Annotated in this window: 23 protein-coding genes; 5 read left to right on the top strand and 18 right to left on the bottom strand. The window is 67.5% G+C overall.

Going from position 1 to position 24,454, the window contains the following annotated elements; all coding sequences use genetic code 11:
- Positions 1 to 41: 41 nt before the first annotated feature.
- Both mltB and AC1VNX_RS13335 read left to right on the top strand, forming a co-directional pair.
- Positions 42 to 1,166 (top strand): lytic murein transglycosylase B, encoded by a 1,125-nt coding sequence (mltB, locus tag AC1VNX_RS13340; protein ID WP_483157114.1) that lies wholly within the window; start codon positions 42 to 44, stop codon positions 1,164 to 1,166.
- Positions 1,163 to 1,783 carry an HD domain-containing protein gene (locus AC1VNX_RS13335; RefSeq protein WP_483157113.1) on the top strand — a complete coding sequence of 207 codons (621 nt, stop codon included), beginning with the start codon at positions 1,163 to 1,165 and terminating at the stop codon, positions 1,781 to 1,783. Before mltB ends, AC1VNX_RS13335 begins: the two co-directional genes overlap by 4 nt.
- A gap of 4 nt (positions 1,784 to 1,787) precedes the next feature.
- On the opposite strand, the gene AC1VNX_RS13330 is transcribed toward AC1VNX_RS13335, so the two are convergent.
- The 15 genes from AC1VNX_RS13330 to glpD all read right to left on the bottom strand — a co-directional run bounded on the left by AC1VNX_RS13330 (position 1,788) and on the right by glpD (position 17,297).
- Positions 1,788 to 2,276 (bottom strand): hypothetical protein, encoded by a 489-nt coding sequence (locus AC1VNX_RS13330; protein ID WP_483157112.1) that lies wholly within the window; start codon positions 2,274 to 2,276, stop codon positions 1,788 to 1,790.
- On the bottom strand, positions 2,273 to 3,343 hold the full coding sequence (locus AC1VNX_RS13325) for a beta-ketoacyl synthase N-terminal-like domain-containing protein (protein ID WP_483157111.1): 1,071 nt from the start codon (positions 3,341 to 3,343) through the stop codon (positions 2,273 to 2,275). Before AC1VNX_RS13325 ends, AC1VNX_RS13330 begins: the two co-directional genes overlap by 4 nt.
- Entirely contained in the window at positions 3,340 to 3,570 is a 231-nt protein-coding gene (locus AC1VNX_RS13320) for an acyl carrier protein (protein ID WP_483161944.1), read from the bottom strand. Before AC1VNX_RS13320 ends, AC1VNX_RS13325 begins: the two co-directional genes overlap by 4 nt.
- 44 nt (positions 3,571 to 3,614) lie before the next feature.
- Positions 3,615 to 5,693: an ABC transporter ATP-binding protein/permease gene (locus tag AC1VNX_RS13315; RefSeq protein WP_483157110.1), complete on the bottom strand. Its 2,079-nt coding sequence runs from the start codon at positions 5,691 to 5,693 to the stop codon at positions 3,615 to 3,617.
- A gap of 91 nt (positions 5,694 to 5,784) precedes the next feature.
- Positions 5,785 to 6,765 (bottom strand): BtrH-related acyltransferase DarH, encoded by a 981-nt coding sequence (gene darH / locus AC1VNX_RS13310; protein ID WP_483157109.1) that lies wholly within the window; start codon positions 6,763 to 6,765, stop codon positions 5,785 to 5,787.
- The gene (locus tag AC1VNX_RS13305; protein WP_483157108.1) at positions 6,765 to 7,160 is read right to left on the bottom strand and encodes a DarG family dialkylresorcinol biosynthesis protein; all 396 of its coding nucleotides are present in this window, start codon (positions 7,158 to 7,160) and stop codon (positions 6,765 to 6,767) included. Before AC1VNX_RS13305 ends, darH begins: the two co-directional genes overlap by 1 nt.
- A 132-nt stretch (positions 7,161 to 7,292) precedes the next feature.
- Entirely contained in the window at positions 7,293 to 8,429 is a 1,137-nt protein-coding gene (locus tag AC1VNX_RS13300; RefSeq protein ID WP_483157107.1) for a beta-ketoacyl-ACP synthase III, read from the bottom strand.
- The gene (locus AC1VNX_RS13295; protein WP_483157106.1) at positions 8,419 to 9,420 is read right to left on the bottom strand and encodes a dialkylrecorsinol condensing enzyme; all 1,002 of its coding nucleotides are present in this window, start codon (positions 9,418 to 9,420) and stop codon (positions 8,419 to 8,421) included. The genes AC1VNX_RS13300 and AC1VNX_RS13295 overlap by 11 nt, the downstream gene beginning before the upstream one ends.
- 189 nt (positions 9,421 to 9,609) lie before the next feature.
- Positions 9,610 to 11,343 carry an ABC transporter substrate-binding protein gene (locus AC1VNX_RS13290; RefSeq protein WP_483157105.1) on the bottom strand — a complete coding sequence of 578 codons (1,734 nt, stop codon included), beginning with the start codon at positions 11,341 to 11,343 and terminating at the stop codon, positions 9,610 to 9,612.
- A 106-nt stretch (positions 11,344 to 11,449) separates the two neighbouring features.
- Positions 11,450 to 11,758 (bottom strand): DUF2160 domain-containing protein, encoded by a 309-nt coding sequence (locus tag AC1VNX_RS13285; protein ID WP_483157104.1) that lies wholly within the window; start codon positions 11,756 to 11,758, stop codon positions 11,450 to 11,452.
- Positions 11,759 to 11,770: 12 nt separating this feature from the next.
- Positions 11,771 to 12,583 (bottom strand): carbohydrate ABC transporter permease, encoded by an 813-nt coding sequence (locus AC1VNX_RS13280; protein WP_007831605.1) that lies wholly within the window; start codon positions 12,581 to 12,583, stop codon positions 11,771 to 11,773.
- A complete protein-coding gene (locus AC1VNX_RS13275) occupies positions 12,580 to 13,470 on the bottom strand; it encodes a carbohydrate ABC transporter permease (RefSeq protein WP_483157103.1) in 891 nt (296 codons plus the stop codon). The genes AC1VNX_RS13280 and AC1VNX_RS13275 overlap by 4 nt, the downstream gene beginning before the upstream one ends.
- Positions 13,467 to 14,537, bottom strand: a complete 1,071-nt coding sequence (locus AC1VNX_RS13270) for an ABC transporter ATP-binding protein (RefSeq protein WP_483157102.1) — start codon at positions 14,535 to 14,537, stop codon at positions 13,467 to 13,469. Before AC1VNX_RS13270 ends, AC1VNX_RS13275 begins: the two co-directional genes overlap by 4 nt.
- Positions 14,538 to 14,539: 2 nt before the next feature.
- Positions 14,540 to 15,613 (bottom strand): ABC transporter ATP-binding protein, encoded by a 1,074-nt coding sequence (locus AC1VNX_RS13265; protein ID WP_483157101.1) that lies wholly within the window; start codon positions 15,611 to 15,613, stop codon positions 14,540 to 14,542.
- 28 nt (positions 15,614 to 15,641) lie between these two features.
- Positions 15,642 to 17,297, bottom strand: a complete 1,656-nt coding sequence (gene glpD / locus AC1VNX_RS13260; protein WP_483157100.1) for a glycerol-3-phosphate dehydrogenase — start codon at positions 17,295 to 17,297, stop codon at positions 15,642 to 15,644.
- 122 nt (positions 17,298 to 17,419) lie between these two features.
- Here glpD and AC1VNX_RS13255 point away from each other — a divergent pair, with 122 nt between their 5' ends.
- Positions 17,420 to 18,190 carry a DeoR/GlpR family DNA-binding transcription regulator gene (locus AC1VNX_RS13255; protein WP_483157099.1) on the top strand — a complete coding sequence of 257 codons (771 nt, stop codon included), beginning with the start codon at positions 17,420 to 17,422 and terminating at the stop codon, positions 18,188 to 18,190.
- A 20-nt stretch (positions 18,191 to 18,210) separates the two neighbouring features.
- The gene (glpK, locus tag AC1VNX_RS13250; protein ID WP_483157098.1) at positions 18,211 to 19,707 is read left to right on the top strand and encodes a glycerol kinase GlpK; all 1,497 of its coding nucleotides are present in this window, start codon (positions 18,211 to 18,213) and stop codon (positions 19,705 to 19,707) included.
- Positions 19,708 to 19,713: 6 nt separating this feature from the next.
- Here the strand turns inward: glpK and AC1VNX_RS13245 are convergent, their stop codons facing one another.
- Positions 19,714 to 20,175: an SH3 domain-containing protein gene (locus tag AC1VNX_RS13245; protein WP_483157097.1), complete on the bottom strand. Its 462-nt coding sequence runs from the start codon at positions 20,173 to 20,175 to the stop codon at positions 19,714 to 19,716.
- Between the two features lie 204 nt (positions 20,176 to 20,379).
- On the opposite strand from AC1VNX_RS13245, the gene AC1VNX_RS13240 reads away from it, so the two are divergent.
- Entirely contained in the window at positions 20,380 to 22,017 is a 1,638-nt protein-coding gene (locus AC1VNX_RS13240) for a sulfatase-like hydrolase/transferase (RefSeq protein ID WP_483157096.1), read from the top strand.
- Between the two features lie 16 nt (positions 22,018 to 22,033).
- Here AC1VNX_RS13240 and AC1VNX_RS13235 read toward each other — a convergent pair whose 3' ends face one another.
- Positions 22,034 to 22,648, bottom strand: coding sequence for a CC0125/CC1285 family lipoprotein (locus AC1VNX_RS13235; protein ID WP_483157095.1), 615 nt, complete (start codon positions 22,646 to 22,648; stop codon positions 22,034 to 22,036).
- A gap of 7 nt (positions 22,649 to 22,655) precedes the next feature.
- The gene (locus AC1VNX_RS13230) at positions 22,656 to 24,359 is read right to left on the bottom strand and encodes a ShlB/FhaC/HecB family hemolysin secretion/activation protein (RefSeq protein WP_483157094.1); all 1,704 of its coding nucleotides are present in this window, start codon (positions 24,357 to 24,359) and stop codon (positions 22,656 to 22,658) included.
- Positions 24,360 to 24,454: the final 95 nt, after the last annotated feature.

Below are 24,454 nucleotides of genomic sequence, written 5' to 3'. Positions count from 1 at the left end.
CGCTGAAGAAGGGCCGCGCGGGCGGACGGCACAATGGGCCCATGCGATTCCTTCTTCCCAAGCCTTCGCGCACCGCCACGGCGGCCGCAGTCCTCCTCGCCGCCTGCGGCTTCGCATGGTCCACGGGGGCCCTGGCCCAGAAGTCCATCAACGGCCGCACCGGGGCCGCCAGCCCCGTGCGCGGCAGCACGCCCTACGCCACGCGCGACGATGCGATGCAGTTCGCCGACGATGTCGCCGAGCGCCGCGGCCTCGACCGCGAATGGGTGCGCACCACCATCGGCAGCGCGCGCTTCCTGCCCAACGTGCCGCGGCTGATGCTGCCGGGCCCGGTCGGCACGGTGAAGAACTGGCAGACCTACCGCGGCCGCTTCATCGACCCGGTGCGCATCGCGGCCGGCGTGCGCTTCTGGCGCGCCAACGCCGACACACTGGCGCGCGCCGAGCAGGTGTACGGCGTGCCGCCGGAGATCATCGTCGGCATCATCGGCGTGGAAACCATCTACGGCCGCAACATGGGCAACTTCCGCGTGATCGACGCGCTGGCCACGCTCTCCTTCGACTTCCCCGATGCCCATCCGCGCGCGGCCGACCGCCGGGCCTTCTTCCGCGGCGAGCTCGAAAGCTTCCTGAGCACCGAGAGCCGCACCGCCGAAGATCCGCTGGTGCCCGTAGGCAGTTATGCCGGCGCCATGGGCATGCCGCAGTTCATGCCCAGCAGCATCGCCAAGTACGCGGTCGACTTCGACGGCGACAGCCGCATCGACCTCGTCAACAACCCGGCCGACGTGATCGGCTCGGTCGCCAACTACTTCAAGGCGTTCGGCTGGCAGCCGGGCGTGCCGGCCATCTACCCCGTGCACTTCGAAGAGGCGCGGCTGCAGAAGGCGCTGCTGCTGGCGCCCGACATCCTGCCCACCTTCAGCGCCGACAGCTTCGTGGCCGCCGGTGCGGTGCCGGAGGGCGACGGCATCAACCACAAGGGGCTGTTCGCGCTGGTCGAGCTGCAGAACGGCCTCGACATGCCACCGACCTACGTGGCCGGTACACGCAACTTCTACGTGATCACGCGCTACAACTGGAGCAGCTACTACGCCATGTCCGTGCTCGACCTGGGGCAGGAGGTCAAGGCGGCGATGGAGCAGCAGCAACAGGCGGCCAGGTGACACCCGAGGCGCTGCTGGCGAACTGGAACGGCGCGTGGCATGCGCTGGGCGTCGCCCCGCCCGGCAACGCGCTGTGCGACGAGCTCCAGCGGCGCTACGCCGAGCCGCAGCGCCGCTACCACACGATGCAGCACCTGGGCGAATGCCTGGCCTGGTTCGAGCGCGAGAAGGCGCTGGCCGAGCACCCCGGCGAAGTCGCGCTGGCGCTGTGGTTCCATGACGCGATCTACGACGTGCATGCGCATGACAACGAGGCGCGCAGTGCCGACTGGGCAAGGCAGGCACTGCTCGAAGCCGGCGCCGCGGCGGATGCGGCCGAGCGAGTGCATGCGCTCGTGATGGCAACGCGCCACGACGCCGTGCCCCAGGGCCGCGACGCAGAACTGCTGATCGACATCGACCTGTCGATCCTCGGCGCCGAGCGCGCGCGCTTCGACGAATACGAGCGGCAGGTGCAGGCCGAATACGCATTCGTTCCCGACGAGGTGCGACTGCCGCGCCGCCGCGCGATCCTTCAACGCTTCCTGGACCGCGACGCCATCTACGCCACGCCGCGCATGCACGCGCAGCTCGAAGCCCGGGCACGCGCCAACCTGCAGCGCTCCATCGCAGGCTGAGGCTTCAGGCCGGCACCAGCCGCCACCATTCCGAGCGCGCCGGTTCTCCGTTGCGCTCTTCCTCCACGATTCCGAACAGCAGCCCGTCTCGCGAGGCACCCAGCTTCGCGAGACGCAGCACGCGCGCCGGTTCTCGGCAAAGCGCAAAGCTGGCGTCACCCTGCCAATCGAGGCAGCGGCCGACCTCGGCCAGCATCAGCGCCGGCTGGCTCTGCATGAAGGTGAAAGGCATCGGCAGTCCGGCATCGAGCTGGGTCAGCCCCGCATGCGTGGCACCCCACGCGCCGCGCTGGCTGGAAACGCGGATTCGTGCACCAGCCGGCAACGCGGATTCGCCAGCAGCGTCGAGGCAGCAGCGCGCGCCGTACATCGCCAGCTCCGTCCACAGGCCGACACGGCGCGGCTTGCGGCCGATGCGGCGCGCCAGGTCCTCACGCCAGTCGGCAGGCGGCGGATGGACGACGAAATGGGCGGCGGTGCGCCAGGCAGTCATGACCCCGTGTCCTTGAGCACCAGCGAGGCATGCCCGCCGCCGAAGCCGACGAAGTTCAACAGGATGTTGCGCAGTCTCTGCGGTGCCTGCGCGCTCAACTCGATGCCGAGCGAGGCATCGAGCGGGTAGTCGACGGCTGGCCACACGCCGCCTTCGATGCAGCCGGCCAGCAAGGCCAGCTCCGCCGCCCCCGAGGCCCCCAGCGTATGGCCCAGCGCCGGCTTGAGCGACACCAGCGGCGGCAGCGGCTCGAACACCTGCTTCAGCGCCTCGGCCTCGATGGCGTCGTTGACGGGACTGCCGGCGGCCTGCACCTTGATGAGATCGATGTCCGCAGGCTGCAGCTCGCTCTGCTCCAGCGCGCCGCGGCACATCGCATGCACGGCGCTGGCCTCGGTGCCGGAGGGATTGCGCCCATCGACAACGTTGGCGCCGCCCGCGACCTGCCAGCGTGCCGGGCGCGAGCCCAGCCGCAGCGCCGCCACCGCCTCGCCGAGCACCAGCCCGTTGCGCCCTTCGCCGAAGGGCCGGGCGCGGTCGGGCGAGAGCAGCTGCATCGCGCCGAAGCCGGCCACCGTGAAGCGGTTGCCCATCTCGGCGCCGATCACCAGCGCCTCGTCGGCTTCGCCGGCCCGGATCAGGTCGGCGGCAGCCAGCAGCGCATTCAGCGCCGAGGTGCAGGCGGTGGACACGGTGAACACCGGCCCCTGCCAGTCGATCGATTCGGCCACGATGCCGGCGAAATCCTGCAGGTCGCCGCCGAGGCGCAGGTCCTGCTTCTCGTGCTCCATGAAGCCGATGTCGAGCGACGACGAGGCCACGAAGAGCGGCGCGGTGCGCGCGCCCCAGTCGCCGGTCTGCGCGACCACGTCGCGCACCGTGTCGCGCAAACGCTGCGTCCAATCTCCCGGCCTCGGAGCCAGCGTATGCACGGGCCACTGGATGCCGTCGGCCACGGTCACCGGCTTGGCCGGCACTGCGCCGCGCTTCAGCGACGCCAGCGCCGAGCGCATGTCATCGCCCAGCGCACAGGCCAGCCCCATGCCGGCCAGATAGACGCCGCTCATGCCTTGCCCGCTTGCGCGAGGTGCTCCGCGAGGTGGGCGATGGAGCTCAGGGCCCGGCGCGTTTCCTTGCTGTCGGGCATGCGCACGCCGAAGCGCTGCTGGATGGTCATCGACACCTGCAGGGCATCGAGCGAATCGAGGTCGAGCCGGGCTTCGGGGCCGAAGAGCGGTTCGTCGTCGCCAAGGCCACCGGGCGGCTCGCCCTTCTCGACGGCTTCGAGCACCATGGCCTTGAGGCTGGCGATGAATTCTGGGGTGACGGTGATGGTGCTCACGATGCGCGCCTGCGGAACAGAAAAACGGCCAGGAAGAACATCAGCGCCGCGAACGCGACCAGCCGGCCGATCTGCGGCAGGGCATCGGCCACGCCGCCGCCGCGCAGCAGCACGGTGAGCAAGGCCTCCAGCCCCCAGTTCATCGGAGATATCTCGACCAGCCGCTGCATGAAGCCCGGCATGACGAACTTGGGCACCATGATGCCGCCCGCCGCAGCCATCAGCACGTTGACCATCGGCCCGATGGTCGCGGCCTGCGCATGGCTGCGCACCAGGCAGGCCAGCGCGAGCGAGAGGCTCACGGCCGCCAGGCTCACCGCCGCCAGCGACAGCAGCAAGGCGCCCCAGTGGATGCCCGCGAGCGAGAGCGCATCGCCGCCGATCAGCGGCATGAACCAGATGCCGGCGGCCAGCATCAGCACTGCCTGCAGCGCGTTCACGCCCAGATACGGCAGCGCCTTCGACGCCAGCAGCATGCCGCGCGAAACGCCCAGGCTCTGCAGCCGGCCGAGCGCACCCGAGCTGCGCTCCTGCACGAACAGGCTGGAAAGCGAAGCCACCACGAAGAACATGCCGAACACCAGCCACGCCGGCACGTTCTGCTGGACCGAGGTGGGCCGTGGCCCGGTGGTGGAGAAGCGCTCGGCATGCACCATCGCCTGGATGGAGGCATCCGGCGCCGGCCCCGCCGTGCCGGGCACCGCCAGCGCAAGGCGCGCCTTGAGCTCGCCCGATGCGCCGACGAGCTCGGCGCGCAGTGCATTGAACAGGTTGGCATCGATGCCCGGCTCTGTCAGCAGGCGGATGCGCGCCTCGGTCGAGAGCGCGGCCGACTCCAGCTCTTCGGAAAGGCCGGGCTCCATCACGATCACGTATTTGAGCGAGCCGTTGCGCAGCCGCTCCTGCCAGTCGCTGCCAAGAGCCTGCGGCGCGCCATGGCCGCGCTGCCAGAGCTGCCTGAGCCATTGGGCCGGCGTCGCGTCGTCGCGCATCTCGATCGCGTAGCTCAGCTCGGCCAGCGGCGGGCGGTAGATGTCCTTCAGCGTGAGCGACATCAGCACGATGAAGACCATCGGCATGAGGAACAGCGCGGCAAGGCCGTGCATGTCGCGCGTGAGGGCGAGCAGTTCCTTCCTGATGAGCGCGAGCAGCATGGCTTGGGTCTGTTCAGTCGCGCAGCGAACGGTGGGTGAGGGCCATGAAGAGCTGCTCCAGGTCGTGCCGGCCGAACTCGGCATGGCGCACCTCGATGCCCTCGGCCTCCAGTGCGGCCAGCACCGGCGCAGGGCCGCTGCCGGGGTTGAGGTGGATGCGCCAGTGCACCCCCCCTGCTCCACCGTGCCGAAGCGCGAGAGCATGCCGGCGTCGAGCCCGTCGGCCGCCAGCGTGAGCAGCATCGCGCTCTTCGAGAGCAGTTCGTCGAGCGAGCCTTCGCGCAGCACATGACCGCGATCGAGGATCGCGACGCGGTCGGCGATGGCTTCGATCTCCTCCATGTAGTGCGATGCGTAGATCACCGCCGCGCCCTGCTGCGCGAGGCTCTTGATGGCATCGAGGATGAAGGCGCGCGACTGCGGATCGACGCCCACCGTGGGTTCGTCGAACAGCATCAGCTCGGGCTCGGGCAGCAGTGCGATGGCCAGGTTGAGCCGGCGCTTGAGCCCACCCGAGAGCCGCTCGGCGCGCACGGCGGCGAACTGCTCCAGCTGCGCGAACTGCGTGCAGGTCTCGATGCGCTGCTTCCTGCGCGTGCCCGCGAGGCCGCCAGCCGCTGCGAACACCGAGAGGTTCTCTGCCACGCTCAGCATCGGATAGAACGCGTGCTCCTGCGGCGCCACGGCGATGCGCGTGGGCGTCTTCGCGCGCACTTCCTGCAGCGGCTGGCCCTCGATGAGGATCTCGCCCGACTGCACGACCAGCGCACCCGACAGGTGCGAGATCAGCGTGGTCTTGCCCGCGCCGTTCGGCCCCAGCAGGCCCAGTACGCTGCCGCGCGGCACCGCCAGCGATACCCCGGCCAACGCGGGCGCGTCGGCGTGCGGGTAGCGGTAGCCGAGCTGGCGCAGCTCCAGCATCGGCCCGCCGCCGGGCCGCCCCAAGGCGGGCCGAGCCTCCCCCTCGGGGGGTGGCGCAGCACACGCAGTGGCAAGCCGGGGGGTGCCCATGTTAGGCGACGGCGGCCTTGAGGTCGCGGAAGAAGTTCTCTTCTTGCTGTGCCTGTTCGCGCAGCTTTGCCGCCAGCGCGGCCGGGTCGACCGCCTCGCGCCCCTTCACCATGCGCGCGGCCTTGAGTGCGAAGGCGCGCCACCCGTCGCCAATGGCGATGAGCCGCTCGGACATCTGCTGCAGCTGCGGCTTGTCGAGCAGCTGCGCGGCCTCCTGCAGAAAGCCCGCGTAGATGAACCGGAAACCCGCCCCGCCCGTGCCGATTTCTTCCTGCATGCGCACCAGGTGGCCGATGAAGTCCACGCTGCGCGGATCGGTCGGCGACAGCTTCTGCATGCGTGCGGCCAGCGTGCGCATGCCGCGCACGCCGACGATGGGAATGGGCGCAAGCATGGTGCGCACCGTCTTGCGGATGGCCTTGACCACCGAGGCCGCGTCCACCGCCTTGCGCTCGATGGCCTGCGGGTAGTACATGAGGCCCTTCGGCGCCAGCACGCCCTTGGCGAAGCGGGCACGCGCCAGGTCGCTGCTCGGGCAGCGCACGGGCTCCTCGAACACAGGGTCGCTGATGAGGTAGTCGTCACCGTCCTTGCCGTACACCAGCAGGTTGTGCGCGTTGAAGTGGAAGCGCATGTTCGGCGGGAAGTACGGCAGCCAGTACACCGAGGTCTGCAGCCCCACCAGCTTGCCGTCGGCCAGCAGCGCGTCGAGCCGGCGCTGGCCAGCCTCGGCGCTGCCGAAGGTCTCGAAGCGGAAGCGCGCGGCCATCGGCGCCAGCAGGCCCTTGATGATGGCCTTGGGCGGCATGCGGTACGAAATGAGCGGCAGGCCCGACAGCTTGATGAAGGGCAGGTACGCGAACGAGAGCGCGGACGAAAGGCCGAGCGCCATGCTCTCGCTCATCGGTGCGCCGTGGTGGCGCATGAGGCTGGAGATGACGCCGCTTTCGCAGTGCGCCGCCTGTTGGTGCTTGAAGTCCATCACGGCAGCTCCCGCAAGGTGGAAACGGGCAGGCCCAGCGCCTCACCGTAGCGCGCGAGCTGTGCGGTCGACAGCGCGGCGAAATGGCGCGGCTGCAGGTGGCGGCGCACGCGCCACTGCCAGAAGCCGCTGGTCTGCGAGAGCAGCGCCACGTCCATGCGGCGCTCGTACATCCAGTATTCGAGCGGCGAGGCCAGCCCCGCCTTCACGCGCGCCTTCGCGGCCTGCGCCTGCTCGACGAGCACTTCGACCGCATGGCTGGTGACGATCTCCTCCGCCTCCCAGCCGCGCGAGGTGGTGGTGACCACGCGGCCCTGCGCGTCGCGCGCGTACATCAGCTTGGAATGGCCGTCGAGGGTCGCGTTGCCCTCCTGCGGTACTGCATCCAGATCCATCTCACTCTCCCGCGTCCGTCAACAGTGGTTTTGGTCCGGGAACACCGCGGAACCGGCTTTGCCGGGCCGCCGGTGTTGCCCCCGGCGAGGGGGTGGGCGGCCACACGAAGTGGGCAAGCCTGGGGGAGTACCTCATGCCACCGCCTCCATGTGGATGAAGCCGCTGGAGAAGCGGCCGCTCTCGGGCACGAACATCAGCAGCTTGTGGCCGGGCTTGATTCGGCCCGAGCGGAAAAGCTCGTCGAGCATGATGTACGGCGAGGCCGAGCCCGTGTTGCCCTTGGTCGCGAGGTTGCTGAACCAGCGCTCCCGCGGGATCGGAAAGCCCAGCGCCTCGAGGGCACGGCTAACCGGCTCCACGAAGTACTGCGACGAAAGATGCGGCAGGAACCAATCGACGTCCGCTGCCTTCAAGCCGCGCCGCTCGATGACCTGCGCCAGCGGCTCGGCCAGCGTGGCGCGCACGATGTTCTCGTTGAGCAGGCGCACGTCCTGCTTCACGGCGAAGGTGGATTCGCTGCGCCACTCGTCGGGCGACTTGCGCGCCCAGCCGTCGAGGCCGCCTTCGGCGTTCTTCTCGGCGCCGGCGTACATGCAGGCCGGCAGCTCGTGCGCGGCCGAGGAAAGGTCGATCCAGTCGATGCGCAGCGACAGCGGCCCGCGCGGCGCGTTCTCCAGCAGCACGGCGCCAGCGCCGTCGGACAGCATCCAGCGCAGGAAGTCTTTCTCGAAAGCCAGTTCGGGGCGGGCCTCCAGCGCCTCGACCTTGTGCTCCAACTCGGCCTCGAAGCGCGAGCCGCGCATCACGGCCGAGGCCAGCTCGGAGCCGGTGGCGACCGCGCGCCGCGCATCGCCCGCGCGCACCGAGAGCCACGCATGCTTCAGCGCAGCGGCCCCGGCCAGGCAGATGCCCGCGCAGGCCACCACTTCGAGCCGTGGCCAGCCGAGCTCGCCGTGCACCATCACCGCGTGATTGGGCATGAGCTGGTCGGGCAGCGAGGTGCCGGTGACGAGGCAGTCGACCCGCCCCACGTCGCCCAGTGCGCGGATCGCGCTGGCGGTGAGCTGCGCATTGGTCATCGCCAGCTCGCCGGTGGCGCGGTCGATGGCGTAGTGGCGCGACTGGATGCCGTTGCTGCGAAGGATCAGCCGCCGCGCACGGGACGCCTTGCCGCCGATGCGACCGAGGACGTCTTCGATGTCTTCATTGCTGACCGGGGCAAAGGGCAGGAAAGCGGCAGTACGGGTCAGGAAGACATCAGTCGTCATAGAGAGGGGTGCGGTCCGTGGCTGAGCCCGACGGGCACTCGAATTTGGCCGTCATTCTAGTCAGCCACCCTCTGAACAGAGGTCGCAGAAGCGCCTGCAGGCTCAGGCTCACGGGCACCACCGTAATGATCAGTACCAGCAGAAACAACACGTACAACAACAGGAGCGGCTTGCGCTGCCATGCGCCGGGCCCGCCGGCGGCCATGATGAGCTTGCCCCAGAGGTAGAAGCTGCGCGTGCCTGCCTTCTCGCTGATGAGCAGCCTGGCGTTGGCCTGCACCGCGCCGAGGCCGGCCAGCAGCGGCTGCGAGCCGCGCTCCAGGCCCTTGTGCAGTGCGTCGCGCAGGGCCCGGCCGAAACGGGCCGTACCCGCGATCTGGTCGGCACTGAGTCCGGCGTCTGGCATGCCCCAGAAGCCGCGCTTGCGGCCCCAGATCAGCCAGGCCGGGGTGGTGAAGAAGGTGGCGAGCGTGGGGCCGGGGTCGGTGAGCACCACGTTGTCGATCAGCCGCGCGCCCACGTCGTCGAGCATGCCCTTGAGCTTTTCCTGCGCCAGCAGCCACATGTTGCGGCAGGCGATGACCGTGACCACCGGCTTGCCCTCGAGCAGCCGCGCCGCCACCGGGTGCTTGAGAAAGGCCGCCACCGGCTGCGAAGGCGCCAGGAACCACACCTGGTACGGCAGCACGACGAGGTCGAAGTCTTCATCGCCCGTGAGCGTGAGCGGCGCCAGCGGCTGCGGCTTCATGTGGGCCGACTCGGGGAAAGCGTCGAAGAAGCTGATGAAGGGCCAGGGAAAGGGGTACGGCTGCAGCGGGCGCAGGGTTTCCTCGTGCACCTGTATGGCCGGGTCCGCCTTCAGCGGCGCGACGATCCGGTCGGCGACCTCGTCGAGCTGGCCGGACTGCGAATAGCGCAGGACAAGGACGCGCTTGACGCTCGAAGACGCGCTGGAAGGGCTGGAAAGGCTGGAATTCACTGGCTGGGGCATTTCGGGGGCCGTCGAATGTAAGCGAACCGTCCTGCAAACGCATCTGCCAATGGTCATGGCGTCGCGGCAATCAGACGCTCGAAGCGGTCAAACTGCGCTCCAACGGACGGCGATGCGGAAAAACGAGCAAAAAAGGGGCCGCACCTCGCGGCGCGGCCCCTTTTGCCGGCTTTGGAAGCCGCCGGGCGCTCAGCGCACCTTGCCTTCCTTCCAGGCGGTCAGCAGCTTGTTGTAGTCGATGGTCTCGCCCTTGGGCTTCTCGTTGGCCAGCTTCTTCCACGGGGCGTGGTCGTCGCTCAGGTACTTGGCCGGATCGCCCTTCGGGTTGAGCTTGGGCGCGCACTTGGCCATGCCTGCGCGTTCCAGGCGGGCCATCACGTTGTCCATCTCGTCGGCCAGGTTGTCCATGGCCTTCTGCGGCGTCTTCTCGCCCGTCACGGCCTCGGCCACGTTCTTCCACCACAGCTGTGCGAGCTTGGGGTAGTCGGGCACGTTGGTGCCGGTCGGGGTCCAGGCCACGCGCGCGGGGCTGCGGTAGAACTCGATCAGGCCGCCGTACTTGTTGGCGTTCTGCGTGAAGTAGTCCGAGCGGATGTCGCTGTCGCGGATGAAGGTCAGGCCGGTGATCGACTTCTTCAGCGAGGTGGTCTTGGCGGTGATGAACTGCGCGTAGAGCCAGGCTGCCGCCGTCTTGTTGGCGTCGTGGCCCTTGAAGAAGGTCCACGAACCCACGTCCTGGTAGCCGTTCTGCATGCCCTGCTTCCAGTACGGACCGTTCGGGCCGGGGGCCATGCGCCACTTGGGCGAGCCGTCCTCGTTCACCACGGGCAGGCCCTTCTTGGTCATGTCGGCGGTGAAGGCCGTGTACCAGAAGATCTGCTGCGCGATCTGGCCCTGCGCGGGCACCGGGCCGGATTCGCCGAAGGTCATGCCCATGGCTTCCTTGGGCGCGTACTTCTTCATCCAGTCGATGTACTTGGTGAGCGCGTACACGGCAGCCGGCGAGTTGGTGGCGCCGCCGCGCGACACGGATGCGCCCGTGGGCGTGCACTTGTCGGCAGCCACGCGAATGCCCCACTCGTCGATCGGCATGCCGTTGGGAATGCCCTTGTCGGCGGCGCCGGCCATCGACAGCCATGCGTCGGTGAAGCGCCAGCCCAGCGACGGGTCTTTCTTGCCGTAGTCCATGTGGCCGTAGATCGGCTTGCCGTCGATGGTCTTCACGTCGGTGCTGAAGAACTCGGCGATGTCTTCGTACGCGCTCCAGTTCAGCGGCACGCCCAGGTCGTAGCCGTACTTGGCCTTGAACTTGTCCTGCAGGTCCTTGCGCGCGAACAGGTCGGCGCGGAACCAGTAGAGGTTGGCGAACTGCTGGTCGGGCAGCTGGTAGAGCTGGCCGTCGGGCGCGGTGGTGAAGCTGGTGCCGATGAAGTCCTTGAGGTCGAGGCCGGGGTTGGTGAACTCCTTGCCCGCGCCGCCCATGTACTCGGTCAGCGACATGATCTTGCCGTAGCGGTAGTGCGTGCCGATCAGGTCGGAGTCGGACACCCAGCCGTCGTAGATCGACTTGCCCGACTGCATCGAGGTCTGCAGCTTCTCGACCACGTCGCCTTCCTGGATCAGGTCGTGCTTGACCTTGATGCCGGTGATTTCCTCGAAGGCCTTCGCCAGCGTCTTCGATTCGTACTCGTGGGTGGTCAGGGTCTCGGAGACGACGGACACCTCCTTGACGCCCTTGGCCTGCAGCTTCTTGGCCGCATCGATGAACCATTTCATTTCCTCCATCTGCTTGTCCTTGGACAAGGTCGATGGCTGGAATTCGCTGTCGATCCATTTCTTGGCTTCGGCCTCGCCGGCCGTCGCCGCACCATGCGCGGCGAACATCGCCGCCGCAAGTGCCAATGCCGTGTAGCGCATCTTCATGGAACTGTCTCCTCGGTTGTTGCTTCCCCGGTGTTGTGTCCGATCACGGCTCCGGGGAGGCGGAGAGCCGGAACGCATTTGGTTGAACGCTAGGAGCCGTGCCCGCTCAGCCCTTGCGCATGATGAGCGCGAGCAGGCCCATCGACAGCACGAAGCTGATCCAGATCGAAGGCTCGGCCTCGAGGCTGAACCACTCCTGGAACTTGCCGGCCAGGCCGATGAAGACCAGGTTCAGGTACGCCGCCGACAGCAGCCCGATGAAGAGCCGGTCGCCACGCGTGGTGGCCATCGGCAGCCAGCCGCGCCGCAGCGTGGTGGGCGACTTGAATTCCCACACCGTCATGCCGACCAGCATGATCGCGATGCAGATGAAGAACACGGCCACCGGGGTGGTCCAGACCATCCAATCGAACATTTCCGTGCCTCCTCAAACACGACCCATCGCGAAACCCTTCGCGATGTAGTGACGCACGAACCAGATCACGATGGCACCCGGCACGATGGTGAGAACCCCGGCCGCGGCCAGAGTTGCCCAGTCCATGCCCGACGCGCTCACGGTGCGCGTCATGGTCGCCACGATGGGTTTGGCATTCACGCTGGTGAGCGTGCGCGCCAGCAGCAGTTCGACCCAGCTGAACATGAAGCAGAAGAACGCCGCCACGCCCACGCCGGCCTTGATGAGCGGCAGGAAGATCGTGAGGAAGAAGCGCGGGAACGAATAGCCGTCGATGTACGCCGTCTCGTCGATCTCGCGCGGGATGCCGCTCATGAAGCCTTCCAGAATCCACACCGCCAGCGGCACGTTGAACAGCAGGTGCGCCAGCGCCACGCCCAGGTGGGTGTCCATCAGGCCGACCGTGCTGTAGAGCTGGAAGAAAGGCAGCAGGAACACCGCGGGCGGCGTCATGCGGTTGGTCAGCAGCCAGAAGAACACGTGCTTGTCGCCCAGGAACGAATAGCGCGAGAAGGCATAGGCCGCCGGCAGCGCCACGGTGAGCGAGATCACCGTGTTGATCGCCACGTAGATCAGGCTGTTGATGTAGCCCGAGTACCACGACTCGTCGGTGAAGATGCGCGCGTAGTTGGCCCAGGTGAGCTGCTGCGGGAAGAACGAGAAGCTCGACAGAATCTCCTCGTTCGTCTTGAAGCTCATGTTGACCATCCAGTAGATGGGCAACAGCGCGAACAGGATGTACAGCACCAGGAAGATGCTGCGCTTGTGAAATCTCTTCTCGTTCATTTCTCCACCTCCGCTTCCTGCGTACCGACCCGCTGCATCCAGTTGTAGAGCACGAAGCAGAACAGCAGGATGATGAGGAAATAGATCAGCGAGAACGCCGCCGCCGGCCCCAGGTCGAACTGGCCCACGGCCTTCTGCGTGAGGTACTGGCTCAGGAATGTGGTGGCGTTGCCCGGCCCGCCACCCGTCAGCACGAAGGGCTCGGTGTAGATCATGAAGCTGTCCATGAAGCGCAGCAGCACCGCGATCATGAGCACGCCGCGCATCTTGGGCAGCTGGATGTAGCGGAACACCGCGAACTTGCTCGCGCCGTCGATGCGCGCGGCCTGGTAGTAGGCATCGGGAATGGAGCGCAAACCTGCATAGCACAGCAGCGCCACCAGCGGCGTCCAGTGCCACACGTCCATCACCAGCACGGTGAGCCAGGCGTCGGTGGCGCTGCCGGTGTAGTTGTAGTCGATGCCCAGCTTCTGCAGCGCATGGCCCAGCAGGCCGATGTCGGCGCGGCCGTAGATCTGCCAGATGGTGCCGACCACGTTCCACGGGATCAGCAGCGACAGCGCCACCACCACCAGCACGGCGGACGACTTCCAGCCCTTGGCCGGCATCGACAGCGCCAGGCCGATGCCCAGCGGAATCTCCACGAGCAGCACCGACAGCGAGAAGCCCAGCTGGCGCCACAGCGCCTCGTGCAGCTCGTCGTCGCGCATCACCGAGGCGAACCATTCGGTGCCCACGAACACGCGGCGCTCGGGCGAGATGATGTCCTGCACCGAGTAGTTCACCACCGTCATGAGCGGCACGATGGCCGAGAAGGCCACGCAGATCAGCACCGGCAGCACGAGCCACCAGGCCTTTTGATTGATCGGCTTGTTGGTAGCGTTCATGCGACCAGTTCCTCATCCTTGTAATAGCAGGTGTGGGTGTCGAGCACCCTCACCCACACCGTGTCCCCCACCGCAGGAGAGGGCGCATCGAGATGCAGCCGCACTTTCAGCAGGCTGCCGCCGGCTTCCACGCTCAGCATCACGTGCGTGCCCACGTCCTGCACCTGCTTCACCACCGCAGGTACCGCACCGGCCGCGCCCGCGTCCGACAGGCGCAGGTACTCGGGGCGGATGCCGATCTTCAGAGGCCCCTGCGGCAGCTCGCGCGTGGGCACCAGCGGCGTTCCCGCCACTTCGATGGTGCCGTTGCCGCTTTGCGCCGACAGGAAGTTCATGCCCGGCGAGCCGATGAAGTGCCCGACGAAGGTGTGGGCCGGCCGCTCGAACAAAGCGTCGGCGCTGCCCACCTGCACAGCTTTGCCGCGCGTCATGACCACCACCTCTTCCGCGAAGGTGAGCGCCTCGACCTGGTCGTGCGTCACGTAGATCAGCGTGAGCTTCAGCTCGCGGTGGATCTGCTTGAGCTTGCGGCGCAGCTGCCACTTCAGGTGCGGATCGATCACGGTAAGCGGCTCGTCGAAGAGCACCGCCGACACGTCGCTGCGCACCAGTCCGCGCCCGAGCGAGATCTTCTGCTTGGCATCGGCCGCCAGGCCGGCGGCGCGCTGGTTGAGCTGCCCGCTCATGTCGAGCATCTCGGCGATCTCGCCGACGCGCTTTTTGATCTGGTCGGCCGGCACCTTGCGGTTGCGCAGCGGGAACGCGAGGTTCTCGGCCACGGTCATGGTGTCGTAGATCACCGGGAACTGGAACACCTGCGCGATGTTGCGTTCCTGCGGCGTGGCGCGCGTCACGTCGCGGCCGTCGAAGGTCACGGTGCCCTGCGATGGCACCAGCAGGCCCGAGATGATGTTCAGCATGGTCGTCTTGCCGCAGCCCGAGGGGCCGAGCAAGGCATAGGCTCCGCCGTCGCGGAAGCTCATCTTCAGCGGGAGCAGCGCGTAGTCGCTGTCCTGCGTGGGGTTGGGGCGGTAGGCGTGAGCCAGGTCGAGGTCGATGCGTGCCATGGCTAGTTCCCTTTGCGCCACACAGGCGCGAGTGCCAGCTTTTCGCCGGCATCGAACACATAGGCCTGCGACGCGCTGAAGTACAGCGTGAGCGAGGCCCCCAGCTCGAAGCGGTGCACGCCGGTGAGCTGCGCCACCAGTTCGCCGACCGCGGTTTCCACGTGCACGAAGGTGTCGGAGCCCGAGATCTCGGCCAGCTCCACCTTGCCGGGCAGCGCGATGTCGCCCTCGCCCGCGTCGACGTTCAACGCGCTCGCGCGCAGGCCGACGGTGACGGGGCCCGACACGCTCTCGGGCAATGCCAGCGCAAGCGCGGGGCCGCCTGCCATCTGCACTCGGCCGGCGCTGGCAGTGCCGGCCAACAGGTTCATCGGCGGATCGCTGAAGGCGCGCGCCACGCGCAGCGACTGCGGCGCATGGAACACCTCGGCCGTGGGGCCGTACTGCAGCAGCTCGCCGGCATCCATCACGGCGGTGTAGCCGCCCAGCAGCAGGGCCTCGCCCGGCTCGGTGGTCGCGTAGATCACGGTCGAATCGCCGGTGGCGAAGAGCTGGGTGAGCTCCTCGCGCAGGCCCTCGCGGAGCTTGTAGTCGAGGTTGACCAGCGGCTCGTCGAGCAGCATCAGCGGCGCATTCTTGGCGAGCGCGCGCGCCAGCGCCACGCGCTGCTGCTGGCCGCCCGAGAGTTCCTGCGGATAGCGGTCGAGGAACATGCCGATGTGCAGCTTGTCGGCCAGCGCCTTCACCCGCGCATCGATATTCGTCTCGCCGCGCAGCTTGAGCGGCGAGGCGATGTTGTCCGCCACCTTCATCGACGGATAGTTGATGAACTGCTGGTAGACCATCGCGACGTTGCGCTCGCGCACCGGCATGCCGGTCACGTCCTTGCCGTCGACCAGCACCTTGCCGGTAGTGGGCGTGTCCAGCCCCGCCATCAGCCGCATCAGGCTTGTCTTGCCGGCCTGCGTGGCGCCCAGGAGCACGGTGACCGCGCCGCTCTTCGGCGCGATGCTCTGCTCGTAGAGCCATGTCTGCGCTCCCACCTTCTTGGTGACGCGCTCGAGTGTCAATTGCATTGGCGCTCTTCCCTTGTGTCCGGTCTGTCTAGTTGTCGCTGGTATTGGGCTGCTGCTGCAGCCAGCGTGCGACCTGTTCGCGCTGCCCGGGCGTGTAGTGCAGCCCCAGCTTGGAGCGCCGCCAGAGCACGTCTTCGGCGCTCACTGCCCATTCGTGGTCCTGCAGGAAGCGCAGCTCGCGCTCGTGAAGGCCGGGAGCGACTTCCAGGCCCAGGTCGGCCATGGCCTTGGCATCGCCCACCAGGTCGGCGATGCGCGCGCCGTAGGCACGCGCAAGGCGGCGAGCCAGCTGGCTGCCGAGCCACGGATACCGGGCCTGCACGGCCTCGACGAAGCGCTCGAAGTCGTCGTCGGGCCGCTTGGCGGCGCCGATCCAGCCCGACAGGTCGCCGCCCGCAAGGAAGGCCCCATCGGTCCAGGCCGGGCGCTGCCCGGCGGACTGGCCCAGCATCCTGCCGATCTCGTCGGCCGCGTCCTCGGCCAGCTTGCGGAAGGTGGTGATCTTGCCGCCCCACACCGACAGCAGCGGCGCGGCCGTGGTGTTCGACTCCAGCATGTAGTCGCGCGTGACGGCCGAGGGGTCACCCGAGTCGTCGTCAAGCAACGGCCGCACGCCCGAATAGGTCCACACCACGTCCGAAGGCGCGATGGGCTTCTCGAAATAGCGGCTGGCCTGGGTGCAGAGGTATTCGACCTCTTCCTGCGCGATGCGCGCGGCGCCGGGGTCGTCGCCGGTGAGTTCGATGTCGGTGGTGCCGATCAGCGTGAACTCGTCCTGGTAGGGAATGGCGAAGATGATCCGCTTGTCGGGGTTCTGGAAGATATAGGCGTGGTCGTGCTCGAACAGGCGCGGCACGACGATGTGGCTGCCCTTCACCAGGCGCAGGCTCTTGGTGGCCAGGGCCTCGCCCTTGGCCGACTGGGCCACGCCACGCAGGAAGGATTCGGCCCACGGCCCCGCGGCGTTGACCACTGCGCGGGCACGCAGCGTGCGCCTGGTGCCGTCGGCACCCATCAGCGTGGCGGTCCAGCCGTCGGCGTCGCGCTGGGCGTGTACGCAGCGGGTGCGGGTCAGCACCTCGGCGCCGCGCGCCTGTGCGTCGAGGGCGTTGAGCACCACCAGGCGTGCGTCGTCGACCCAGCCGTCGGAATAGATGAAGCCGCGCTTGTACTGCGACTTCAGCGGCTTGCCGGCCGCGTGCGCGCGCAGGTCGACGCTGCGCGAGCCGGGCAACACCTCGCGGCGGGCGAGGTGGTCGTACATGAACAGGCCGATGCGGATCATCCAGGCCGGGCGCATCGACGGGTCGTGCGGCATCACGAAGCGCAGCGGCCACATGATGTGCGGCGCGCTCTTGAGCAGCACTTCGCGCTCCTGCAGCGCCTTGCGCACCAGCGAGAACTCGTAGTACTCGAGGTAGCGCAGCCCGCCGTGGATCAGCTTGGTAGAGGAAGACGAGGTGTGCGAGGCGAGATCGTCCTTTTCGCACAGCACCACGCGCCAGCCGCGGCCCGCGAGGTCGCGCGCGATGCCGCAGCCGTTGATGCCGCCGCCGACGATCAGCACGTCGCAATCGGTGGCTGGCGCGGGCGAAACGGGAGAAATAGCGCTCACAGAAGATGGGTCCGTTGAAGCGTGACTTTCGTCACTGACGGCGGCCATTGTATTTTCGAGTTTTTTCATTTGGATTCCTTTTGGCGCGATTTTCCTCCGAGTTTTCCCTTAGATGGATTCGTTTTTGTTCGCTTTAAAGTGAAGCGCCGAGTACTCTTGGCCTCAGTCTTCCTGCATTCCACGACGCCTCCGTGAACTCCAACCCCCGCCAGATCAACCTCCTGGACACCGTGCGCGCGCGCGGTTCCGTCACCGTCGAACAACTGGCCGACATGCTCGGCGTGACCCTGCAGACCGTGCGGCGCGACGTGCAGCGGCTGGCCGACGAGGGGCTGCTCACCCGCTTCCACGGCGGCGTGCGGGTGCCGAGCTCGACCACGGAGAACATCGGCTACCAGCAGCGCGAGACGCTGCACGCCGAGGGCAAGGCGCGCATCGCCCGCCGCGTGGCGCAGCTGGTGCCCAACGACTGCTCGCTGATCCTGAACATCGGCACCACCACCGAGGCCATTGCGAAAGCGCTGCTGCGCCACACGGGCCTGCGCGTGATCACCAACAACCTGAACGTGGCCACCATCCTCAGCGGCAACACCTCGTGCGAGGTGATCGTGGCGGGCGGCTCGGTGCGCCCGCGCGACCGCGCCATCGTGGGCGAGGCCACCATCGACTTCATCCGCCAGTTCAAGGTCGACATCGCGCTCATCGGCGTGTCCAGTATCGAGGCCGACGGCTCGCTGCGCGACTTCGACCTGCGCGAGGTGAAGGTGGCTCAGACCATCATCGCGCAGGCGCGCGAGGTGTGGCTGGCGGCCGACGCGAGCAAGTTCAACCGGCCCGCGATGATCCAGCTGGGCACGCTCTCGCAGATCGACCGCCTCTTCACCGACGCCGAGCCGCCCGCGCCCTTCAGCGACCTGCTGAACGCCGCCCAGGTGCGGCTGGAGATCGCGCGCGAGAACTGAAAAGAAGGAATAAAGACCGAATGACCACCTACCTGCTCGCCCTCGACCAGGGCACCTCCAGCTCGCGCAGCATCGTGTTCGACCGCGAAGGCCACATCGTCGCCATTGCGCAGAAAGAGCTGACGCAGATCTACCCGCAGCCCGGCTGGGTCGAGCACGACCCGATGGAAATCTGGCGCAGCCAGCTCGCCACCGCCCGCGAAGTGCTCGCCAAGGCGAAGCTCAAGCCCACCGACATCCACGCGATCGGCATCACCAACCAGCGCGAGACCACCGTGCTGTGGAACCGCAGGACGGGCCATCCGGTGCACCACGCCATCGTCTGGCAGGACCGCCGCGCCGAACCGCTGTGCGCGCAGCTGCGCGACGAGGGCATGACCGACACCATCCGCGAGAAGACCGGCCTGGTGATCGACGCGTATTTCTCGGGCACCAAGCTGCGCTGGCTGCTCGACAACGTGCCCGGCGCCCGCGCGCAGGCCAAGCGCGGCGAGCTCGCCTTCGGCACCGTCGACAGCTGGCTCATGTGGCAGCTCACCGGCGGCAAGGTGCACGTGACCGACGTGAGCAACGCCTCGCGCACCATGCTCTTTAACGTGCACACCAACGAGTGGGACGCCGACTTGCTGAAGGCGCTCGACATTCCCGCCTCGCTGATGCCGAAGGTGCAGCCCTCGAGCTCGCACTTCGCGGATACCGACGCGGACCTGCTGGGTCACACGCTGCCCATCGGCGGCGTGGCCGGCGACCAGCAGAGCGCCCTCTTCGGCCAGGCGTGCTTCGAGGCCGGCATGGCCAAGAACACCTACGGCACCGGCTGCTTCCTGCTGATGCACACGGGCGGCGAGTTCCAGCCCTCGCACAACGGCCTGCTGGTGACCAGCGCGGCGCAGACCGACGCGAAGCCCCAATACGCCATGGAAGGCAGCGTGTTCGTCGGCGGCGCCGTTGTGCAGTGGCTGCGCGACGGCCTCAAGGCCATCAAGGGCAGCGCTGAGGTGCAGTCCCTCGCCGAGAGCGTGCCCGACGCGGGCGGCGTGATGATGGTGCCGGCCTTCACCGGCCTCGGCGCGCCCTACTGGGACGCCGAAGCTCGCGGCACGATCACCGGACTCACGCGCGGAACCACCGTGGCGCACATCGCGCGCGCCGCGCTGGAGAGCATCGCCTACCAGAGCGCCGCGCTGCTGCAGGCCATGAGCCGCGATGCGGTAGCCGCCGGCGGCAAGCCCGTGGCCGAACTGCGCGTGGACGGCGGCGCCAGCGTGAACGACCTGCTGATGCAGTTCCAGGCCGACCTGCTGGGCATTCCGGTGGTGCGGCCCGAAGTCATCGAGACCACCGCGCTGGGCGCCGCCTACCTCGCGGGCCTTTCGACCGGCGTCTACACCGACGCACGGCAGCTGTCGAAGCTGTGGAAGATCGAGCGGCGCTTCATGCCGACCATGGGCCGCGCACAGGCCGAGGAATCGATGGCGCGCTGGGAGCGCGCCGTGCGCCAGGCCACGGCGACCTGAGCTCGCCTACCAGCCCCAGACAAGGCGCCGCTGCACCCAGCCGGTGGCGCCGCCTTCGTGCTGCACCTTGAGCCAGTCGCCGCGCCGCTCGATGGTGCGCAGCACGTCGCCATAGCCCGCTCTCTTCACCACCGGGCTGCGCACGCCAGGCGCACGGCGCAGGTTGGCCGACCGGGCCTTCACCACGTGGTGCGGCGTCTTGTTCGTCATCGGCCGGAAGACCCAGGCCTTGTCGCCCTCGAAGTCGCTCACCCTGAGCCAATCGCCCTTCCTGCCGATCACGCGGAACGGATAGCCCCTGGTGACCGTCCAGTGCGACTCGTAGCGCTGGCCGGGGCCGGTGCGCATGTTCAGCGTCTTGACGGCGGCGCTGACCATCTGGGTCTGTGCGGCGGTCGCGGAAGGCAGCGCCACCCACGAAAGAGCGAAAGCAAGCAGTAGCGCGGGGAGCCGGCTGAATCTGACCATGGAGCGGAGGTTCCTTTCTGTATGCAGAACGATGGAAAAGCCCGTCTGGGCACCTGAGGCCCGATAAGTTCCGCGGGGATATCCCTGACTGAGTTCACCGGCTGACCAAAGGGCCTCGCCGGCATCGGGGCACTGGAGGCTGCCGCGCAAGCCCAGGGGCAGAATGCGCCCGCCCCTCCCGACTCGCCACGCCGCGCCACCTGCTTGACCACCCTGCCCCAACAAGCTTCTTCGTCGAGCAATGCGCTGCTCGCCTGCGGCGTGGTCGGCGCGACGCTGCTGGCCCTCATCGCGCTTGGCCATGACGGCCGCCGCATCGCGCAGCTCGCGGTGCTCGCATTGCCGATGGTGCTATGGCTCGCGTGGCCGCTGCGCAGCGCGCGCATGCGGCGCGTTCGCACCTTGCTCGTGTGGCTCTGGGCGATGGGCTTTGCACTCGACGGCGCCGTGCGCGCGTATCTGCTCGACACCTACCAGGCCGCGCCCGACGGCGCGATGGTGCTCGGCGCCGCGGCCAACACCAATGCACGCGAAGGCACCGAATACCTGTGGATGCACTGGCGCTCTGCCGCCGTGTGGAGCGCGGTGCTGGTCGTGGCGGGTGTGCTCGTGGGCATGTTCGCTCGGCGCGGCGCGGTGGCGGGCACGACTGTCTCAGCCCGGCCGTCGCGATGGATGGTGGCGCTGATCGCGCTGCTGTTCCTGCTCTCGTGCGTGGCCTACGCCAGCAAGCCCTGGCGCAGGCTGCATCCCGCGATCTTCTGGACGCAGTGGATCGACTCCCTCCACGCGCTGCGCTCCGCATGGGCCGACCAGCAGAAGCAGCGCGACCGCCTGATGGCGCAGGCCAAGGCCATCGCCCCCGTGATGACGCAGACGGGGCCCTCCACCGTCGTGCTGGTCATCACCGACAGCATCAACCGCGACAACATGGCCCTCTACGGCTACGGCCGCCCCACCACGCCGCGTCTGCTCGCGCACAAGGCGCAGACCGGCGACCAGATGGCGGTGCTGAAGAACGCGTGGTCGGTGGACGCCAGCACCCTGCCCGCCCTGCGCAACATGTTCCACTTCGGCCTGCCCGACGCGGAGAACCCGCCACACGTGCTGGCACTGGCGCGCGCCGCCGGCTACAAGGTCTGGTGGATCAGCAACCACGACGACCTCGCCATCGAGCAGCAGCACGCACGCCTCGCCGACGTGGTCGACATGGTCAACCGCACGCCCGGCCGCGCGAGCGCCTCGCTGGACGGCGAGATCCTCGACTGCGTGCAGGAAGCACTGGCCGACACAAGTACCGACCGCAAGCTGATCGTCGTCCACCTGATGGGCGCTCACCCGCACTACAGCCTGCGCTTTCCCGAGAACGCCAATCCTTTTGACGACAACGTCGATGCGGTGGAGAACGGGCTGGTCAAGGATGGCCGTTCGGCCTGGGTGCGGCGCTTTCGGCAGGAGTACGACGCTGCGCTGCTGTACCACGACTTCGTGGTGTCGGAGCTGCTGCAGCAGACGCGCGCCCCCGGCAAGCCGGGCGAGTACCGGGCGTGGATGTATCTGTCGGACCACGGGCAGGAAGTGGGACATGTGAGCGACCGTGCAGGGCACAGCCCGGCGACGGCTTCGGGGTATCGGATTCCGGCTGTGGTGTGGCGCAACGCGCAGCCGCTTTCGCAGGCTGCGGCGTTGCAGCCCTTTCGCGCGGACTGGACTGGCTGGACGCTGATGGACCTGCTCAACATTCGGTGGAGCGGGCAGCAGTCCGAGCGGGATGTGCTGGCGGATTCCTATCGCTGGCAGGTGCCGGAGATTCCGGTGAAGGTCGAGTCGTTCTCGCGGTAGTTTTCAGGATACGGATTCAAGCAGAACTGGCACGCACAATGCGCGGACCGAGCTTGTTGAGCACTTCCCGAGTCAGGAACGTCCTGTCATCGAGTGACGCCGGAAGTTCCCGAAGCATCTGTGCGCGCAAGATCGTGAGCTTGGACACACGCTTTTCGTTGTAATCGCGCTGCGCTTGTCCGGGCGGAGTGATGTAGATCGGAACCGGGATGTATGTCGTTCCAGCGACCTTCTGCAGGGTCGCCTCATTGGTACCGCCCTCGCGGCTTGCCGCAAGCCTGCCGATAGGCAGTTCGGGGAATGAGTCGGACCATGAAAAGACCTCGGTGCCGTCCAGAATGGAACGGTCCACTTCACCTTGGACGATCCTGAAAGCTGGCGCATTGAACTCCGCCGCAAGCTCTGCCGCGCGATAAAAGGCGAACGCCTTGGCTGTCCGTGAGGCAGTTGCCGGAGACCCGTAGAAATCGATCCGGTAGATGTCTCCCTCGATATACATGGTGCTGTATCCATACGTGCCATCCCCTGGAGGCGCGGCGCGGTACGGCGTCGGGGGCAGGCTGTTGCAACCCGAAAGAAGGACGCTTCCGGCAACAGTTGCAGCGAGCAGGGGTCTGGCTGAAGAAATCATCGACGTATCAGAAACTTGCGTTGAGATTGAAGCCCAGCGTGACCTTCGCAGTGCGATAGCCCTCCGGCTTGCTGATCGGCGTGCCGACGAAGAAGTCGTAGCTCAGCTTGCTCCACTGGCCGCGCACGCCGATGACGGCGCCAGCCAGGCTGCGACCGAGCAAGTCGACCGTCGATCGGCCACCCACGTGGCCATAGTCGGCACCGACGTACAGCTCTGCCCCGCTCTGCCCCACGGCCCAGCCGATGTCGTTGCGAATGAGCCAGCCACGCTCGCCCATCAGGCTCGTCTCGCCGTCAAAGCCACGCACCGTGTAGCGCCCGCCGATGGCGAAGCGGTCTTGCGGCGTCAGCGGCGTGCGATTCCACTGGGCGCGGATCAGGCCGGAGTAGCGCATCTTCTGCTCGCCGAGCTTGAACGGCGCGTTGAGGCTGACATCGGCGGTGTAGAGCTTCAGGCGCGAAGTGCCTTCGCCGAACCCCTCTTCCGGCGCGGTGCGCGAACCGAAGCCGCCGGTGCCGCGCTTGTACGCCAGCGTGCCTTCGAGTGTCGCCTCGCCGATGTACTCCTTGTGATTGAGGCTGAGCTCCCAGCCACCGACCACGCGGTGCTGCACCTCGACCTCGGTGTCATCCACGAAGTTGCGCGACTCGCGGCGCCAGCCCTTGATCGCCACGCTCGTCTTGCGGCTCTGGTCGCGGTAGACGAGGCGCGAGAGCTTGAACTCGGCGTTGTTGGACTTGCCGGCGTAGACGTAGTCCTGGTTCAGGCCGGCCACGCTCTGGTGGTACTGACTGTTGGAGGCCGTGAGGCCCAACAGCCAGTAGCCATACGGCAGTGAGTAATGAACGGTCTGGCCTTCGGTGCCCTTGGCCGGGTCGCCGAAGACGTGGTTGTTGATGTTGTGGTTGGCGCTGACGTAGAACAGGTCGTTCAGGCCGAAGGGGTTGTCCAGGGACAGGGTGGCGCCGGCCTGGTAGCGGCCGGTGGCTTCGGTGCCGCTGTCGTCGAGGCTCAGGGTGACGCGCCATTTCTTGGATTGGACGTACTTGACGACGAGGTCGCTGTCGCCGGGCTTGGCGTTGGGGGCGGTCGAGGGTTCGATCTGGATGTCGGCTTCGGCGGTTGGCGTTCGCTTGAGGTTTTCCAAACCCTGTTCGATATCGCGCAGGTTCAGGAGGTCGCCCGGGCGCGCGGGAATGGCCGTGGCCAGCAAGGCCGAGTTGCCAAGCAGCGTGGACGAAGAGTCGGGCGTTGTCCGAATGGCTGCAATGCGGCCGGGCACCAGCGAGAGGGTCAGCGTGCCGGCGGAGAGATCCTGCGGCGCAGCGAGCACACGGGTGGTGACGTAGCCACGCGCGATGGCGGCTTGTTGCGCGCGTGCAAGGACCACGTTGACGCCTGCCGTGCCGAGACAGCGGCCCACGGGTGAATCATTGCCTTCGGGGCCGGATAGATCGGCAACGGCCCATTGGAAGGATTCGGCCTGCTCGCCAACCAGCAGCACACGGTCGATGCGAAAGCACGGGGACTCGGACTCGGGAATGCGCTGTGCCGGCGCTGGCGGCGCAGCCTGCGGGCGCTGATCGACGGTGCGCTCGTTCTGCTCGCGCAACGCGCGTTCGCGCTCCTGCTGGCGTTGCTGCTCGACGAAGGGCTGAGGCGTCGTCGGTGACTGCTGCGCTGCGGACAGCAGCGGACCGGCTGCCATTGCGGCAGCCAACAAGTTGCGCTTCAAATCAGACTCCCATTTCTTATTCTTGAACGGCTTCGTTGCACAAACCCTTACTCAATCGCTTCGCAGAG

The sequence above is a fragment of the Variovorax sp. TLI9-5A genome, assembly GCF_056867935.1.
Note: the sequence above shows the minus strand (reverse complement) of the source record. Positions and strands in the feature narration are given on the sequence as shown.

Coding starts and splice junctions, on each gene's coding strand:
- AC1VNX_RS13325 (WP_483157111.1), bottom strand. CDS start 3,343: ATGAGCGGCGTCTATCTGGCCGGCATGGGGCTGGCCTGTGCGCTGGGC.
- AC1VNX_RS13295 (WP_483157106.1), bottom strand. CDS start 9,420: ATGCCCCAGCCAGTGAATTCCAGCCTTTCCAGCCCTTCCAGCGCGTCT.
- AC1VNX_RS13270 (WP_483157102.1), bottom strand. CDS start 14,537: ATGGCACGCATCGACCTCGACCTGGCTCACGCCTACCGCCCCAACCCC.
- AC1VNX_RS13300 (WP_483157107.1), bottom strand. CDS start 8,429: ATGACGACTGATGTCTTCCTGACCCGTACTGCCGCTTTCCTGCCCTTT.
- AC1VNX_RS13330 (WP_483157112.1), bottom strand. CDS start 2,276: ATGACTGCCTGGCGCACCGCCGCCCATTTCGTCGTCCATCCGCCGCCT.
- darH (WP_483157109.1), bottom strand. CDS start 6,765: ATGGACTTCAAGCACCAACAGGCGGCGCACTGCGAAAGCGGCGTCATC.
- AC1VNX_RS13290 (WP_483157105.1), bottom strand. CDS start 11,343: ATGAAGATGCGCTACACGGCATTGGCACTTGCGGCGGCGATGTTCGCC.
- AC1VNX_RS13320 (WP_483161944.1), bottom strand. CDS start 3,570: ATGGTGCTCGAAGCCGTCGAGAAGGGCGAGCCGCCCGGTGGCCTTGGC.
- glpD (WP_483157100.1), bottom strand. CDS start 17,297: ATGAAAAAACTCGAAAATACAATGGCCGCCGTCAGTGACGAAAGTCAC.
- AC1VNX_RS13230 (WP_483157094.1), bottom strand. CDS start 24,359: ATGGCAGCCGGTCCGCTGCTGTCCGCAGCGCAGCAGTCACCGACGACG.
- AC1VNX_RS13265 (WP_483157101.1), bottom strand. CDS start 15,613: ATGCAATTGACACTCGAGCGCGTCACCAAGAAGGTGGGAGCGCAGACA.
- AC1VNX_RS13235 (WP_483157095.1), bottom strand. CDS start 22,648: ATGATTTCTTCAGCCAGACCCCTGCTCGCTGCAACTGTTGCCGGAAGC.
- glpK (WP_483157098.1), top strand. CDS start 18,211: ATGACCACCTACCTGCTCGCCCTCGACCAGGGCACCTCCAGCTCGCGC.
- AC1VNX_RS13275 (WP_483157103.1), bottom strand. CDS start 13,470: ATGAACGCTACCAACAAGCCGATCAATCAAAAGGCCTGGTGGCTCGTG.
- AC1VNX_RS13285 (WP_483157104.1), bottom strand. CDS start 11,758: ATGTTCGATTGGATGGTCTGGACCACCCCGGTGGCCGTGTTCTTCATC.
- mltB (WP_483157114.1), top strand. CDS start 42: ATGCGATTCCTTCTTCCCAAGCCTTCGCGCACCGCCACGGCGGCCGCA.
- AC1VNX_RS13315 (WP_483157110.1), bottom strand. CDS start 5,693: ATGCTGGAGCTGCGCCAGCTCGGCTACCGCTACCCGCACGCCGACGCG.
- AC1VNX_RS13245 (WP_483157097.1), bottom strand. CDS start 20,175: ATGGTCAGATTCAGCCGGCTCCCCGCGCTACTGCTTGCTTTCGCTCTT.
- AC1VNX_RS13305 (WP_483157108.1), bottom strand. CDS start 7,160: ATGGATCTGGATGCAGTACCGCAGGAGGGCAACGCGACCCTCGACGGC.
- AC1VNX_RS13280 (WP_007831605.1), bottom strand. CDS start 12,583: ATGAACGAGAAGAGATTTCACAAGCGCAGCATCTTCCTGGTGCTGTAC.